Raw genomic sequence first — 15,211 nt, 5'->3', positions numbered from 1 at the left:
CGCGAAAGCGACTCGACCGACCGGGGCGGGTGTCGATACCCCGCCCGCCCCGGTCGGCAGTCATCGCAAACCCCCGATATCGGTGGTTCCGAGGTCACCGTCTTCCAGGGCGTGCACCGCCTGGGCGAAACTGCGACCCCGGTGGGTGTAATCGGCGAACATGTCCAGCGACGCGGCGGCCGGAGCCAGCAGCACGGTGTCGCCGCGGCGGGCGAACCCGGCGGCCGCTCGCACGGCCCGCGCCATGACAGCGTCGGCCGCGGCGGCCCTCGACGCTTCATCACCCATCCCTGCATCGTCTCCCGCGATCAGCTCGACGACGGGGACCTCGGGCGCGTGTCGCGCCAACGCGGCCGCGAGCACCGGTGCGTCGGCGCCGATCAGCACCGCCGCGACCAGGCGGTCGGCGACCTCCTCGACGAGGTCGTCGACGTGCGCGCCCTTCAGCTGGCCACCGGCCACCCAGATCACCTGCGGATGCGCCAGGATCGATGAGCGCGCGGCGTGCGGATTGGTGGCCTTGGAGTCGTCGACGAACTCGACGCCGGACAGCTCGCGGACGAACGCCGCGCGGTGCGGGCCGACCTTGTGCTCGATCAAGCCTTCCCGGACGAACTGCGGCGCGACGTCGATCGCCCTGGTCAACGCGGAGGCGGCGAGTGCGTCGGCGACGCCGGCGGGGCCGGGCGGGCTGATGTCGCCGACCTCGGCCAGGATCGCGGCCTTGGTGAACGCGCGGTCGAGCAGCTTGCCGTCCACCACGCCGAGCTCGCCGTCGGCGGGCACGCCCACCCGGAACCCGACGGTCCGGCGCGCCTTGGACTTGCGGGCCAGCGAGGCCGCGACCGGATCGTCCAGGCCGACCACGCCGACCCGGCCGACCAGCGCCCTGGCCTTGGCCGCGGCGTAGGCGTCCAGGCCGCCGTGCCAATCCAGGTGATCCTCGGCCACGTTCAGCACGACACCCGCCTCCGGACGCACCGACGGCGCCCAGTGCAGCTGGAACGACGACAGCTCCACCGCGAGCACCTGCGGACCGGGGTTGCGCCGCAACGCATCCAGGATGGGCAGGCCGATGTTGCCGCACGCGACGCTGGCGATGCCCGCCGCGCGCAGGATCGCGTGGGTCATCTGGGTCGTGGTGGTCTTGCCGTTGGTGCCGGTGACGACCAGCCATTTGCGCACCGGACCGTAGATCCTGGCCTGATCGACCCACCAGGAGAACTCCACGTCGCCCCACACCGGCGTACCCTCCGCGACCGCGGACGCCAGCACCGGCGAGTCCGGCCGCCAGCCCGGGCTGGTGATCACCAGCGCGAACCGGCTCCAGTCCGCGTTCTCCAGTTCCGCGGTGGTGGCGACGTCCAGCCCGAGCCCGGCCGCCTCGGCCAGGGCCGCTGCGCCGCCGTCGGTCACCACCGGACGCGCGCCGATGTCGCGCAGCGGTTCCACCAGCGAGCGTCCCGACACGCCCCAGCCCGCGACCAGAACGTCGCGTCCGCGTAGGAATTCCAGCATGGGCCCTGGGGTGCGCAGAGCCCGCGGCGAATGTTCGACCATCTCGTTCACCCGACCGCGGAGAGGTATTCGCTGTAGAACAGCCCGAGCCCGACGGCGGAGGCCATCGCGGCCAGCAGCCAGAATCTGATGATCACCGTGGTCTCGGCCCATTTGCTGAGCTCGAAGTGATGGTGGAACGGCGCCATCTTGAACAGCCGGTTGCGCGTGGTGCGGAAGACGGCGACCTGCAGCACCACCGACGCCGTCTCGGCGACGAACAGCGCGCCGATGACGATCATCAGCAGCTCGGTGCGGGTGGTGATGGACAGGCCTGCCAGCAGGCCGCCCAGCGCGAGCGAACCGGTGTCGCCCATGAAGATCTTGGCCGGTGCGGCGTTCCACCACAGGAACCCGACGCACGCCGCCGCGCCCGCAGCGCAGACCAGCGCGAGATCCAGCGGATCGCGCACGTTGTAGCAGCCGGTCTCGGGCTTGGTCTCGCAGGCGTGGTAGTACTGCCAGAACGTGATGATCACGTATCCGCCCAGCACCAGGCTCATCGATCCGGCGGCCAGCCCGTCGAGTCCGTCGGTGAGGTTCACCGCGTTGGACCAGGCGACCACCACGAAGCAGACGAACACCAGGAACACGACCACGCCCATGGTCACCGTGCTGATGTCGCGCACGTAGGACAGGTGCCTGCTGGCGGGCGTCAGCCCGCTGCCGCCGCGGAACTGCAAGGCGAGGATGCCGAAGATCACGGCCGAGGACAGCTGGCCGAGATACTTGCCCGCCGCGGTCAGGCCCAGGTTGCGCTGCTTGCGGATCTTGATGAAATCGTCGACGAAACCCACCGCGCCCAGCGCCGTGGCCAGCCCGAGCACGAGCAACGCCGACGCCGACGGCCCGTCGGCGTCGTAACCGATGCCGATCAGGTGGGACCCCAGGTAACCGGCCCACATGCCGACCAGGATGGCGACGCCGCCCATCGTCGGCGTACCGCGCTTGGCCTGATGGCTGGCGGGACCGTCGACCCGGATCTCCTGCCCGAAGCCCTGCTTGGCGAACAACCGGATCAGCAGCGGGGTGAGCAGGATCGAGACCGTCAGCGCGATCGCCGCGGCGAAGAGAATCTGTCTCATCCTGCTGCCTCCGTGTCCTGTCCCACCCCGTTGTCCGCCGCGCCGCCGCGTGCGGCCACGGCGGCCGGGTCGGTCAGATGCTCGGCGACCTCCCACAGGCCGACCGACTTCGATGCCTTGACCAGCACCACGTCGCCGGGGGCCACTTCCTGCTCGAGCAGCGCGATCGCGGCCGCGATGTCGGGCACGAGGACCGATTCCTCGCCCCAGGACCCTTCCATCACCGCGCCCTGGTGCAGCGCGCGGGCGGGCCTGCCGGTGCCGACGGCGACCACCCGGCTGACGTCCAACCGCACCGCGAGCCGCCCGATGGCGTCGTGCTCCAGGACGGATTCCTCGCCGAGTTCGCCCATCTCGCCGAGCACCGCCCAGCTGCGCCGCGGCGTCTCGGCCGCGCGCGCCATGCTCACCAGCGCTTTGAGCGCGGCGCGGACCGAGTCCGGATTGGCGTTGTAGGAGTCGTTGACGACGGTGATCCCATCCGCGGTGGTCCGTACGTCCATCCGGCGGGCGGACGCGGCGCGCGCGTCGGACAGCGCGGCGACGGCGGTGTCCAGATCGGCGCCGCATTCCAGCGCGACCGCGATCGCCGACAGCGCGTTGCCCACGTGGTGCTCGCCGTGCACGGCCAGGCGCACCTGGGCGCTGCCCGCGGACGTGTGCACGGTGAACGCGGCCCTGGCCTGGTCATCGAGCCGGATGTCGGTGGCCCGCACGTCGGCGGTCGCGGCCTGCCCGACGGTCACCACCCGCGCCGATGTGCGCGAGGCCATCGCGGCGACCTGGGGATCGTCGGCGTTGAGCACGGCGAGACCGGTGGGCGGCAGCGCCTCGACCAGCTCGCCCTTGGTCTTGGCGATGGCCTCGCGGCTGCCGAACTCGCCGAGATGCGCGGTGCCGACGTTGAGCACCACGCCGATGCTCGGCGGCGCCACCTCGGCCAGCGCCGCGATGTGCCCGGGCCCGCGCGCGGACAGCTCCAGCACCAGGAAGCGGGTGCCCGCGTCGGCGCGCAACGCCGTCCACGGGTGGCCGAGTTCGTTGTTGAACGACCCAGGCGGGGCCACCACCGTGCCCAGCGGCGCCAGGACGGCGGCCAGCAGGTCCTTGGTGGAGGTCTTGCCGGACGAGCCGGTGACGCCGACGACGGTGAGCCCGCCGTCGGCGGCGAGACGCGACACGCTGGCGTGGGCGAGCGCGGCGAGCGCGGTCAGCACGGCGGCGCCGGATCCGTCCGCATCGTGGCTGAGCGCGACCGAACTCGACGGCACGTGGCCGCCGCCTGGCGTGACCACGATGGCGGGCACGCCCACCGGCCGCGCCGCAAGCACCGCCACCGCGCCCGCGGCGACGGCCGCGCCCGCGTAGTCGTGGCCGTCGGAGCGCTCACCCGGCAGCGCCAGGAACAGATCGCCGGAACCGATTCGGCGCGAGTCGAATTCGACCGCGCCGGTCACTCGCACCTCCGGGTCTGCGACGTCGTGCAGCGTGCCGCCGACGACCTCCGCGATCTCCCGCAGTGTCATCTCGATCATGAAACCGTCAAGTCCTCCGCGTGGTTACCTTGCGGACTGCGTCTTTCCAATGCGGCCGCGAGTACGTCGCGGTCGTCGAACGGGTGCTTCACGCCCTGGATCTCCTGCCCTGCCTCATGTCCCTTGCCCGCGATCAGCACCACGTCACCGGGGCGCGCCCACGCCACCGCCGCGGCGATGGCCTCCGCTCGGTCTCCGATCTCCCGCACCTCGCCGCGTTCGGCCTCCGGGACCTCCAGTGCACCGGAGCCGAGGGCGGCGCGGATGGCCGCCGGATCCTCGGTGCGCGGGTTGTCGTCGGTGATGATCAGCAGATCGGCGCCCCGCGCGCCTACGGCGCCCATCAGCGGCCGCTTCGCCGCGTCCCGGTCGCCACCCGCGCCGACCACCACCGCGAGCCGTCCCGCGGTGTCGGCCGCGAGATGACCACGCAGCGTGGCGATCACGGACTCCAACGCCGCGGGCTTGTGCGCGTAGTCGACGATCGCCAAGAAGTCCTGTCCGCGCTCCACCCGCTGCATGCGGCCGGGCACGTCCACGGTCGCCAGCGCCGGAGCCGCGATCGACGGCTCGACGCCCGCCGCGGCGCACACCGCCACCGCGAGCAGGCCGTTGGCGACGTTGTAGCGGCCGGGAAGCCGAAGGCGTACGGGAGTTTCGCCCTGCGGACCGGCCGCGGTGAAGTCTTGTTCGCCGCCGTGCGCCGACACCGCGCCGGTGACGCTCCAGGCGGCGGTCCTGGTGGTCGAGACGGTGACCGGGTTCGGCAGGCCGGCGGCCAGCCGCCGCCCCCACTCGTCGTCCACGCAGACGACGGCGGTGCGGGCCGCGACCGGCGAATCGGGTTCGAACAGCTTGCGTTTGGCGGCGAAGTAGTCCTCGAAGTCGGCGTGGAAGTCGAGGTGGTCCTGGGACAGATTGGTGAACGCGCCCACCGCGAACCGCACTCCGTCCACCCGGCCCAGCGTCAGCGCGTGGCTGGATACCTCCATCACCACCGCGTCCACGCCCTGCTCGACCATCAGCGCGAACATCGCGTGCAGCTGCGGCGCCTCCGGAGTGGTCAGCGCGCTCGGCACCCGCCTGCCGCCGATCCTGGTCTCGATCGTGCCGATCAGCGCGGTGGACAGCCCCGCGGCGGCCAGGCCCGCCTCCACCAGGTAGGAGGTCGTGGTCTTGCCCGAGGTTCCGGTGATCCCGACGATGCGCAGCCGCTCGGACGGATTGCCGTAGATCGTGGCCGACAGCTCGCCGAGCACCGCCCTCGGATTCTCCCGCACCAGCACCGGCACCTCGAGCGGACCGGCCAGTTCCGCACCCGCCGCGTCGGTCAGTACCGCGACCGCGCCGCGGGAGACGGCGTCGCGCGCGAAACGCGCCCCGTGCGCGCGGGCCCCGGGCAGTGCGGCGAACAGGTCACCGGGTAGCACGGCATCCGAGCGCTGCTCGATGCCGGTGACCGCCACGTCCGATTCGGCGCTCGTCGTGGCCCCGATGACGGCGGCCAGCGACGCCAGCGGCGTTGACGGCGAATGCTCTGGCCGCAATGCGCGCGGTTGACCGGACTGCACAGAAACCAGGCTCCTTTCGGGGGCGGCGATCGACGTGTCAGGTTACCGGCGACCGGTCACGGCGGGACCATGCGCCCCGTCGCAACGCCGGGGAGGTCGCCCACCGCACCCTACGGGTTCGCCCGCCCGGCCCGGACCGCGCCACGCGGCACTCGGACGCCGCCGGGCGAGGACGCGGCGCGCACGGCGGGCCGTCGTCGGCCTTTGCCCCTCGAACACCGCACTCACCTGCTGCTTCCTCCACACCGATCCGATGTCTTCGCTACCGACCGCACATCCCCGGAGCGGATCGATCACCCTGCCTGCAAGACGAATTGCCTGGACGGCTGGACGGACGGCGGGATGCGGTCGCGCTGCAGGGCCCACGAGGCGATGTTGTGGAACAGCGGAGCCACCGAACCGCCCCCGGAGCCGTCCGAACTGCGCACGGGCGCGTCGAGCATGAGGCCGATCACGTACCGAGGATTCTCCGCGGGAACCATGCCCGCGAACGTGATCCAGAACGACGACGTGGAGTAGCACCGGCAATTGCGATCGACCTTCTGCGCGGTACCGGTCTTGCCCGCCACCTGGTAGCCCGTGATGGCCGCGGGCCATCCGGTGCCGTTCTGGTTGGCGTTCATGGGGTCACGCTGCACCACCGCCTGGAACATCGTCCGCAAGGTGGCGGCGGTCTGCTTGCTCACCACCCGCACGCCGTCCGGCTGGGTCTCCTCGGTGCGGGCGCCGTCCGGCGCGATCCTCGCCCGCAGGATCCGCGGCGGAATGCGGACACCGTCGTTGGCGATCGCCTGATACATCCCGGCCATCTGCAGCGTCGTCATCGAAAGACCTTGGCCGATAGGAAGGTTGGCGAAGGTGCCGCCGGACCACTGATCCCGGTCCGGCATCAGTCCCGCGCTCTCGCCCGGCAGGCCGATGCCCGTGCGCTGCCCGAGCCCGAACCGGTGCGCCATGTCGGCGAAGCGATCCTCGCCCACGCGCTGCGCGAGCATCAGCGTGCCCACATTGGAAGAGCGGCCGAAGATTCCGGTGGTCGTGTAGGGCTCGACGCCGTGCGACCACGCGTCGTGCACCGTGACACCCGCCATCTGGATCGCGCCGGGCACCTGGTGCACCTCGTCGGGATCGGTCAGGCCGTAGTCGATGGCCGCGGCCGCCGTGACGATCTTGTTCACCGAGCCGGGCTCGAACACGTCCGTGACCGACGGGTTGCTCAGCTGGGCATTGGCCCACTTCTGCGGTCCCAGGTCGGGATTGAAGGTGTTGTCGTTGGCCATCGCCAGGACCTGCCCTGTCTTGGCGTCCAGGACGACGGCCGAAGCGGAACCCGCACCGGAGACGTCTTTGGCCTGCTGTACCTGCTGCTGCACGTAGTACTGCAGATCGGAGTCCAAGGTGAGCTCCACGGCGGACCCGTTGACCGCGGGCTGCTCGTCGCGCCAACTGCCGGGAATGACCGCGCCGTCCGAGCCGCGATCGTAGGTGTGCGATCCGTCGGTACCGGCCAGCACCGAGTCGAGCGACGACTCCAGCCCGATCTGCCCGTGACCGTCCCAACCGACAGCGCCGACGACATTCGCCGCCAGCGACCCGCCGGGGTAGACCCGTGGGCTCTGCTGGTCGGAGCCCACCTGCGGATATTTATCGGTGATCTCGTCCGCGATGCGTGGATCGACATTTTGGGCGAGGAACACGAACTGCTCGTCGCTGTTCAGCTTGGCCAGCAGGTCCGCTTCCGCGGGCGCGTCTTTGCCGAGCTTCTCGTGGATGGTGCGCGCGATGTCGCGCAGCCGCTGATCCGGATCGGGCGCCTTGTCGTTCTTGGCCTTGGCGTCCGCCAGTTCCTTCCGGACCGCGACCGGCCGGAAATGCAGCGCCTTGGCCGACACGGTGAAGGCCAGCGCTTTGCCGTAGCGGTCGGTGATCGGCCCGCGGATGGCCGGGTCGGGCTGATGGGTGGTGCGCTGGCTGGCCGCTTGGGCCGACAGTCCCGGCGCGGCGACGCTCTGCACCCACAGCAGTTGCAGCGCGACGACCGCGAGCGCGACGAACATGACCACTCGTCCGACGCCGAGGCGCAACCGGAGCGGGCCGTCCGAGACAGCTGAGCGCGGTGGCCGCGGCCCGCCCGTGGTGCGGGGCGCCGAGGGCCCGCGCCTGCGCGGCGCGGGCCTGGGATGCGTCACTGCGGGGCTCCGCCGGGCACCGCCTCCGGGGCCTGCGCGGCTTCCTGCTGCGGCGACGCTTCCGCGGGCGGCTGGGGCGAAGTGACCTGCGGTGTGACCGAAGCCGCGGGCACTCCGGGCTGCGGCGGGTTGATCGCCGAAGTCGGGGCCGGGCTCGCGGCCGTGGGCGCCGAGTTCACTTGCGCGTTGTTCTGCGATCCCGTGTTCGGCTGACCCGGCGCCGGAGCACCGGGCGTGGTGGTGACCGGCACCACCCGCTCCCCTCTCGGCGACCGCGCGGAAGGCGAGGCGTTCAGCGGCGGCACGGGAGTGCCCTCGGCCGGGGCGGGCTTGCCGATCACCGTGACCGAGCCGTCGGGACCGACCAGCAGGCGAGCCGGGTCCTTGGCCGGGATCATGCCCAGTTCACGCGCCCGCAGGGCCAGTTCGGGGGCCGAATCGGCGACCTCGACCTCGCGCTGCAGGGCCGCGCGCTCGTCGGCCAGCCGCCGGTTCGTCGCCCGCGCGTCGCCGAGCTGATAGCTGTCCTCGGCGGCACGGGTGGTCAGCAGCAAGGTCAGCGCGAGGCCGCAACCGAGCAGGGCGATGATCGCCGTGACGAACGGGATGCGCGCCGCCATCGCCGAGCGCCGCACGGTGGGCAGGAACGCGCTGTCCGAACCACTTTCGCGCATTCGCCGCCGGGCATAGGCGCGTTGCGCCGCGCCCGACTTCACCCGCTCGGCGTCCTGGACCCGCCGGGCGACCCGGCCCGGCGCTTCGACGGTCCTCGTCCGCACGCTCATAGATTCCCCTCCTCTGTCCTCCGGGGATGCCGGGCGAGCACAGCGCTCCGCTGTCTCATCCGGCCTCCGCTACCGCTGCGGGACATCCGCACCCGGCCGGCGCGATGCGGGCACTGATCGCTCACCGCGCCTCCTGGATCCGCTCGACGGCGCGCATGCGTACCGGGGCCGCCCGCGGGTTGTCCTCGACCTCCTGCTCGGTCGCCTTCTCCGCGCCACGGGTCAGCATCCGGAACTCCGGTCCCATGCCGGGAAGCTCGACCGGCAGGCCCACCGGCGTCCTGGACGCGGTGTGGGCGGTGAGCTCGTGCTTGACCACCTTGTCCTCCAGCGATTGGTAGGACATGACGACGATGCGGCCGCCCACCCGCAGCGCGGCGAGCGCGGCGGGCAGCGCGGCTCGCAACGAGTCGAGCTCCCCGTTGACCTCCACCCGCAGCGCTTGGAACGTGCGCTTGGCCGGATGCCCTCCGGTGCGGCGCGTCGCCGCGGGAATCGTGGCGTACAGCAGCTCCACCAGCTCGGCGCTGGTGTGGAACGGTTTGCTCTGCCGACGCCGGATCACCTCGGCGGCGATCCGGCTCGCGAAGCGTTCCTCTCCGTAGGTCCGCAGTACCCGGGTCAGATCGCCGTGACTGTAGGTGTTGAGCACATCGGCGGCGGTGGGCCCGCTGGTCGGGTCCATCCGCATGTCCAGCGGGGCGTCGACGGAATACGCGAAGCCGCGGTCGGCCTCGTCCAACTGCATGGAGGAGACGCCCAGGTCCATCAGGATCGCCGAGACCGAACCGGTGGCTGGCAAGCCGGCCTCCGCCAACGCGTCGACGATGCCGTCGTAGCGGGTGTGCACCAACGTGATTCGGTCCGCGAACGGCTCGAGCCGCTCGCCAGCCAGCTTCAACGCGGTGGTGTCGCGGTCGAGCCCGACGAGACGGAGGCCCGGGTAGGTGCTCAGGAAATGCTCGGCGTGACCGCCGAGGCCGAGTGTCGCGTCGACGTAGACCGCGCCCGGCTCGGCCAAGGCCGGACCGAGCAGCGCGTCGGCTCGCTCCAGCAGAACCGGAACATGGCGGGGACCGCGCTGTTCACGGTTCACCTAGACCTCCCGGAGTCTGCCTCGCGTCGTCGCGCACCGCACACGGGTCGCCTTGATACACAGTGCTTTCCATACGGACACGAATGCCCCGTGGTCTCTGACCGAACTTTCGGCACCTGGCGTCGGGGAAGTACGTCAGGGTCCGCGTCCGGGCAGAGACCGCGTGGCACTCGCGCGCCCGCGGCTAGAAGATTCCGCCCAGCGACTCGTCTCTGGCTTGCGAGAAGTCCTCCTCGTGCTCGGCGAGGTAGGACTCCCACGCCTGCTTGTCCCAAATCTCCAGGAAGTCGACCGAACCGATCACCACGCAATCCCTGTCCAGGTTGGCGTAGCGACGATGGTCGGCGGACAACACGATCCGGCCCTGCGCGTCCGGACGTTGCTCGTCCGTTCCGGCCGCGAGTGCCCGGACGAACGCACGGGCCTGCGGATTGCTTCGAGACGCGGCCGCGGCCCGCCGGGCGAGCGCGGTGAACTCCTCTTTCGGGTACACGGCAAGGCTGTGGTCCTGCCCCTTCGTGACCATCAACCCTCCCGCCAGATCGTCTCGAAACTTCGCAGGCAACGTGAGTCGCCCCTTGTCGTCCAAGCGAGGTGTGTAGGTACCGAGAAACATCTCGATACCTCCCTATTCGATCACCTCGATGGTCGGCCCTTCAGTACTGCGCGCTCCACATTACCCCACTTTCCCCCACTTTCAATCGAAACAAGCGGTGATCTGGCTCCCGACTCAGACGATTCCGCAGGTCATGTCAGCTATCACCGGCGTGGAGAACTTTCGCGAGTTCTGCCGACACGCGCCGCCCCAGGCGACAAACGCCCGAAAACACCCAGCAAACCCCCTGGTGTGGCACCGGAGGGGGCGAAGTGGGGAAGTTCGTGGGGAGGTGTGGGGCGAGGGGGAAGTCGGACCCGAAGATCATTCGCGGCGTGATCGGTTACACACACGAACCGGCGACGCCGCACCATCGCGGTGCGGCGTCGCCGGTCGTGCTGAAGTTGTCAGGCTACGGGCGAGCTATTCCTGCTCGAACCGCCGCCGGAAGCGATCCTCCATACGCTCGGAGAAACCGCCGGACTTGCGCTGGCGCCCTCGCCCGCCGCCGGAGGACGCCTGCCCGCCGGACCGGTCGTTCTTGGCGATGCTCTTGGAGGTGCCCAGCAGCAGGAGCACGCCTGCACCGAACATCACGATGAAGCCGATCAGGCTGATGATCGGAAAGCCGCCGGGCTTCACGGGCGCTGCGATGCCTGCGACGAGGAGAAAGAGGCCGAGGACGAACAACGCCGCGGCCTGGAGTCTGCGACGACTCGAGGTCGAACGTAGCCGTCCGCCGCGGACGGACGAGGCGAACTTGGGATCCTCAGCATAGAGAGCGCTCTCGATCTGTTCGAGCATGCGCTGCTCGTGCTCGGAGAGTGGCACGGTACCTCCCCCGGCACTAGGACGTGGCTGTCGCCTCCGGGTAGACGACAGATAGCCGACCTTGGCGGCCATCTGTCACCAATGATACGAGTTCGATCAGGGCCAGACCACCTAATGGGCACAGTCGGACGTAGTCCGTCATCAGCCCGCGCACGGCCGCAGCGAAGGCGGAGGTACGCCTAATGGGCACAGTCGGACGGAGTCCGTCATCAGCCCGCGCATGGCCGGAGCGAAGGCGGAGGTACGCCTCATGGGCACAGTCAGAGCCAGTCCGTAACCAGCCCGCCCGTCGCCGGGGCGAAGGTGAAGGTAGGCCAACACGCCGATAACTAAGCGGTCATACCGCCGGTCATTCCAGGGGCGGGCCGCAACCGGGCCGATGCCGCGAGGAGATCTTCCACGTCGTGGAGGAATGCCGCCACCCGCGAAGAGAACTCGTCCGCCTCGTGTTCGTCGACATTCCGGTCCAGGCCCGCCTCCAGTGCCGCCCGGATCTCCGACCGCGCGCTGAAGTAGTCCGCCCACATCACGAATTCCGGCGCGGCGCGCTGCATCAGCACCCACGCGTTGCGCGAGCGCGCCCTCGGCGCGGTGTCGGCGCCCGTGAGCGCGATCACCGCGCCCGCCCCGCGCAGCGCCGCCAGGTAGGCGGTGCGGAACCGTTCCCGCGGATCTCGTTCCCCCGCCGCCTGCATGAGCAACCCGTCCGCGCGCTCCAGCAACTTGCCGGCCCGGCCGGGCCGGCCCGGATGTTCCACTCGACCAGACATCGCCGTCCCTCCACCCTCGCGTACCTTGGCCCGTATGCGGCGCTGGAGACGGCGTGCCCCACCGCTTTCCAGCACCGCCCGGACCGAACAGGTATTCGAACGTTTGAATTGAGCTTCAATATAGAGACGCCCACCGACAACTTTCCGCGTCCGCGCGACCGACGAGAGCCATGACCGCCGTCAAGCCCAATCACACTCCCGCACCCGCCGTCATCGATCTCTCGGTGGCGGCCCTGCGCTCCCGGCTGCACGACGCGCTGGCGGTCTACGTGGCCGCCATGGACTATCCGCGCGGGACCGAGAACCATCGCGCGCCGATGTGGACCGAGCACACCACCCGGCCCGGCTGGCAGGCGGTCGCCGCGGTGCTGCCCGACGACTCCGGCCGGATCGATCTGCGCCACGCGCCGATCGTGGCGATCGCCTACGGCTATCGCGGCGCCGCGCACCAGTGGTGGCATCAGCAGGTGCACAGCGGAATGCGGCGTTCGGGTTGGCCGGAACATTCCGCGCGCGAACTGCTCTCGGACTACTTCGAGCTCACCGAGCTGCATGTGCATCCAGCCGCGCAGGGCCGCGGCATCGGCGGCACGCTGCTGGAACGGCTGCTGCGCGACCGCACCGAGCGGGCGGTGCTGCTGTCGACGCCGGAGGTCGCCGGTGAGGACAACCGCGCCTGGCGGTTGTATCGCAGGCAGGGATTCACCGATGTGGTCCGCAATTTCGTCTTCGCGGGCGACAACCGGCCGTTCGCGATCCTCGGCAGGCGGCTGCCGCTGTGAGGATCACGTGACGGTGATCGTCGTCGGCTCGGGCCACAACGCCTTGGTGGCCGCGTGCTACCTCGCCCGCGCCGGGCACGAGGTCGAAGTGCTCGAACGCGACGAGGTCCTCGGCGGAGCGGTGTCGACGGTCGAGCGGTTCCCCGGCCACCGGGTCGATCGCGGCTCGTCGGCGCACATCATGATCCGCCACACCGGCATCGTCGAGGATCTCGAACTCGACCGTTTCGGCCTGCGGTACATCGACTGCGACCCATGGGGTTTCACGCCCGCGCACGCGGATCGCCCCGCCCTGGTGTTCCATCGCGACCTGGATGCGACCTGCGCCTCCATCGCCTCGGCTTGCGGCCCGCGGGACGCGGACGCCTACCGCCGGTTCGTCCGGGTGTGGGGTCCGCGCAGCGCCAGGGTGATGCGGGCGTTCGGCGGCGCACCTACGCCGGGCAGGCTGGTGCGGTCGTTCTGGGGACTGGACGCGAGGAACGGCGGCAGCGCACTCTCGCGCGAGTTCCTGCAATCCGGCGACGCCCTGTTGGACGCGTTCTTCGAGGACGAACGGTTGAAGGCGTCGCTGGCCTGGTTCGGCGCGCAGTCCGGGCCGCCGATGTCGGAGCCGGGCACGGCGCCGATGGTCGGCTTCGCCGCGCTCATGCACACACTGCCGCCGGGGCGCGCGGTCGGCGGCAGCGGGGCGCTGACCACCGCGCTGGTGGCGCGGCTGCGGTCCGACGGCGGGGTGGTGACCGCGGGCGACGCGGTGTCCGCCCTGCGTCGCGACGGGGACCGCTGGCGGGTGCGCACCGCCTCGGGCCGAGAGTTGCGCGCGAGCACCGTGATCGCGGGCTGCCACGTGCTGACCACTCTGGACCTGCTCCGCGACGGCGGCTTCGACGGCGCGGTGCTCGACGACTGGCGCACGCGCATCCGCGTCGGTCCCGGGATCGGGATGGTGGTGCGGGCCGCCACTTCGGCGCTGCCCCGTTATCCCGGCAGTCCGATCGATCACTCCGCCCGCGGCCTGCAATTGCTGGTGTCCGATCGCGCGCAGTTGCGTCGTGCGCACGGCGCGGCGCTGGCGGGTGACCTCCCGCCGCGACCGGTCGTGCTGGCCATGAGCTTCAGCGCCGTGGATCCGACCATCGCGCCGCCCGGCGAGCACCAGTTGTCGCTGTGGGCGCAATGGCACCCGTACCGACCGGCCTCCGGGGCGGACTGGGCCGGCCTCGCGCAGCGGGAAGGCGACCGGATCATCGCCGAAGTCGATTCCTACGCGCCCGGTTTCGCGGAGACGGTGCTGCGCAGACACGTACAGACACCCGTGGACCTGGAGCGCGAACTCGGGCTCGTCGGCGGCAACGTGATGCACGTGGAGATGTCGCTGGACCAGATGATGCTGTGGCGTCCGCTGCCCGAGCTGGCGGGGCAGCGGGTGCCCGGCGCGCCGGGACTGTATCTGACGGGCGCGTCCACCCATCCCGGCGGCGGCGTCTCCGGCGCCAGCGGACGGACGGCCGCCGCACTCGCGCTGCGCGACCTGAACCGGCCCAGGTTGTCGCGGTGGCTGCGAAGATGACGGATTCGGGCGAACTGCCGCCCGAGGCGACAGAACGGTTCCGATACCGCTCCGCGCGTTTTCTGCTGCCACTCGCCTTGATCGTGCTGACGATCGTCGCGCAGATCGGTTACCCACTCGCCGCGGGTGGTGCGCGCGACCGTGTCACCGTCGCGGTCGTGCTGCTCTCCGCCGCCGCCGCGCTGGCGCACGCGACCGCGACCAGGGGGTTACGCTATGCCGTCGGTTTCCTGATCATCGTCTCCGGCGTCGGGCTCACCGCCGAGGTGATCGGTACCGCGACCGGCATTCCGTTCGGCTGCTACGAGTACGCGACCGACCGGCTCGGGCCCGCTCTGCTCACGGTCCCGCTGCTCGTCCCGCTGGCCTGGACCGGCGGGATGTATCCGGTGTGGGTGGTGGCCAGGTTGTTGTCACGGCACACGGTCACGCGGGTCCTCGCGACGGCGGTGGGCGCGGTGGGCTGGGATCTTTTCCTGGATTCGCAGATGGTGACCGACGGGCAGTGGGCCTGGTGTGACACCCACTCCGGCCTGCCCGGGCTGGACCTGATTCCGGTGACCAACTACCTGGGCTGGTTCGCTGTCGCGCTCGTGATGGGCTGCTTGCTGGCGCTCTGGGAGCGAGCGGCTCCGGATCCCGTACGGGTAGCGCGACCGGGTGGCCGCGCGATCGCGGTCGCCGTACCGGTGGCCTTCTTCCTGTGGACCTGGCTGGGGTCGGCGCTGGCCCACGCGGTGTTCCTCGGTCTCCTGCCGTCGGCCGGATACGGTTTCGCCGGTATGGGTGTGCTCGGTGTTCCCCTGCTCGTCGTCCTGGCTCGCGCGCGCCGCTGACCCGGC

General features: G+C 70.8%; 13 protein-coding genes. 3 read left to right on the top strand and 10 right to left on the bottom strand.

Translation table 11 applies throughout. From position 1 onward, the window contains the following. Positions 1 to 60 precede the first annotated feature (60 nt). The 10 genes from murD to ACWESM_RS33255 form a co-directional block, all read right to left on the bottom strand. A complete protein-coding gene (murD, locus tag ACWESM_RS33300) occupies positions 61 to 1,518 on the bottom strand; it encodes a UDP-N-acetylmuramoyl-L-alanine--D-glutamate ligase (RefSeq protein ID WP_355079697.1) in 1,458 nt (485 codons plus the stop codon). A 47-nt stretch (positions 1,519 to 1,565) separates the two neighbouring features. Then, complete coding sequence (mraY, locus tag ACWESM_RS33295; RefSeq protein ID WP_039797126.1) at positions 1,566 to 2,642, bottom strand: phospho-N-acetylmuramoyl-pentapeptide-transferase; 1,077 nt, start codon at positions 2,640 to 2,642, stop codon at positions 1,566 to 1,568. After that, on the bottom strand, positions 2,639 to 4,177 hold the full coding sequence (locus ACWESM_RS33290) for a UDP-N-acetylmuramoyl-tripeptide--D-alanyl-D-alanine ligase (RefSeq protein ID WP_364437143.1): 1,539 nt from the start codon (positions 4,175 to 4,177) through the stop codon (positions 2,639 to 2,641). Before ACWESM_RS33290 ends, mraY begins: the two co-directional genes overlap by 4 nt. After that, positions 4,174 to 5,748: a UDP-N-acetylmuramoyl-L-alanyl-D-glutamate--2,6-diaminopimelate ligase gene (locus ACWESM_RS33285; RefSeq protein ID WP_397281743.1), complete on the bottom strand. Its 1,575-nt coding sequence runs from the start codon at positions 5,746 to 5,748 to the stop codon at positions 4,174 to 4,176. The genes ACWESM_RS33290 and ACWESM_RS33285 overlap by 4 nt, the downstream gene beginning before the upstream one ends. Before the next feature lie 293 nt (positions 5,749 to 6,041). Next, positions 6,042 to 7,805 carry a peptidoglycan D,D-transpeptidase FtsI family protein gene (locus ACWESM_RS33280; RefSeq protein ID WP_364437227.1) on the bottom strand — a complete coding sequence of 588 codons (1,764 nt, stop codon included), beginning with the start codon at positions 7,803 to 7,805 and terminating at the stop codon, positions 6,042 to 6,044. Positions 7,806 to 7,933: 128 nt separating this feature from the next. Further along, complete coding sequence (locus tag ACWESM_RS33275; RefSeq protein ID WP_452495149.1) at positions 7,934 to 8,722, bottom strand: hypothetical protein; 789 nt, start codon at positions 8,720 to 8,722, stop codon at positions 7,934 to 7,936. Positions 8,723 to 8,843: 121 nt separating this feature from the next. Then, positions 8,844 to 9,818, bottom strand: coding sequence for a 16S rRNA (cytosine(1402)-N(4))-methyltransferase RsmH (gene rsmH / locus ACWESM_RS33270; protein ID WP_452495148.1), 975 nt, complete (start codon positions 9,816 to 9,818; stop codon positions 8,844 to 8,846). A gap of 184 nt (positions 9,819 to 10,002) precedes the next feature. Then, positions 10,003 to 10,434 (bottom strand): division/cell wall cluster transcriptional repressor MraZ, encoded by a 432-nt coding sequence (gene mraZ / locus ACWESM_RS33265; protein ID WP_355079635.1) that lies wholly within the window; start codon positions 10,432 to 10,434, stop codon positions 10,003 to 10,005. A gap of 402 nt (positions 10,435 to 10,836) precedes the next feature. Then, entirely contained in the window at positions 10,837 to 11,244 is a 408-nt protein-coding gene (locus ACWESM_RS33260; RefSeq protein WP_039797093.1) for a DUF3040 domain-containing protein, read from the bottom strand. A gap of 329 nt (positions 11,245 to 11,573) precedes the next feature. Further along, positions 11,574 to 12,014, bottom strand: coding sequence for an SAV_6107 family HEPN domain-containing protein (locus ACWESM_RS33255; RefSeq protein ID WP_355079634.1), 441 nt, complete (start codon positions 12,012 to 12,014; stop codon positions 11,574 to 11,576). Between the two features lie 170 nt (positions 12,015 to 12,184). On the opposite strand from ACWESM_RS33255, the gene ACWESM_RS33250 reads away from it, so the two are divergent. Genes ACWESM_RS33250 through ACWESM_RS33240 form a run of 3 tightly spaced genes read left to right on the top strand, consistent with a single transcriptional unit; the run spans position 12,185 to position 15,205 of the window. Next, positions 12,185 to 12,796, top strand: coding sequence for a GNAT family N-acetyltransferase (locus ACWESM_RS33250; protein WP_355079632.1), 612 nt, complete (start codon positions 12,185 to 12,187; stop codon positions 12,794 to 12,796). Positions 12,797 to 12,803: 7 nt separating this feature from the next. Next, on the top strand, positions 12,804 to 14,369 hold the full coding sequence (locus ACWESM_RS33245; RefSeq protein ID WP_452495146.1) for a phytoene desaturase family protein: 1,566 nt from the start codon (positions 12,804 to 12,806) through the stop codon (positions 14,367 to 14,369). Further along, positions 14,366 to 15,205 (top strand): carotenoid biosynthesis protein, encoded by an 840-nt coding sequence (locus tag ACWESM_RS33240; RefSeq protein WP_397281752.1) that lies wholly within the window; start codon positions 14,366 to 14,368, stop codon positions 15,203 to 15,205. Before ACWESM_RS33245 ends, ACWESM_RS33240 begins: the two co-directional genes overlap by 4 nt. Positions 15,206 to 15,211 lie beyond the last annotated feature (6 nt).

Source organism: Nocardia sp. NPDC003999, from assembly GCF_053604885.1.
This window is presented reverse-complemented; position numbering and strand designations above follow the sequence as displayed.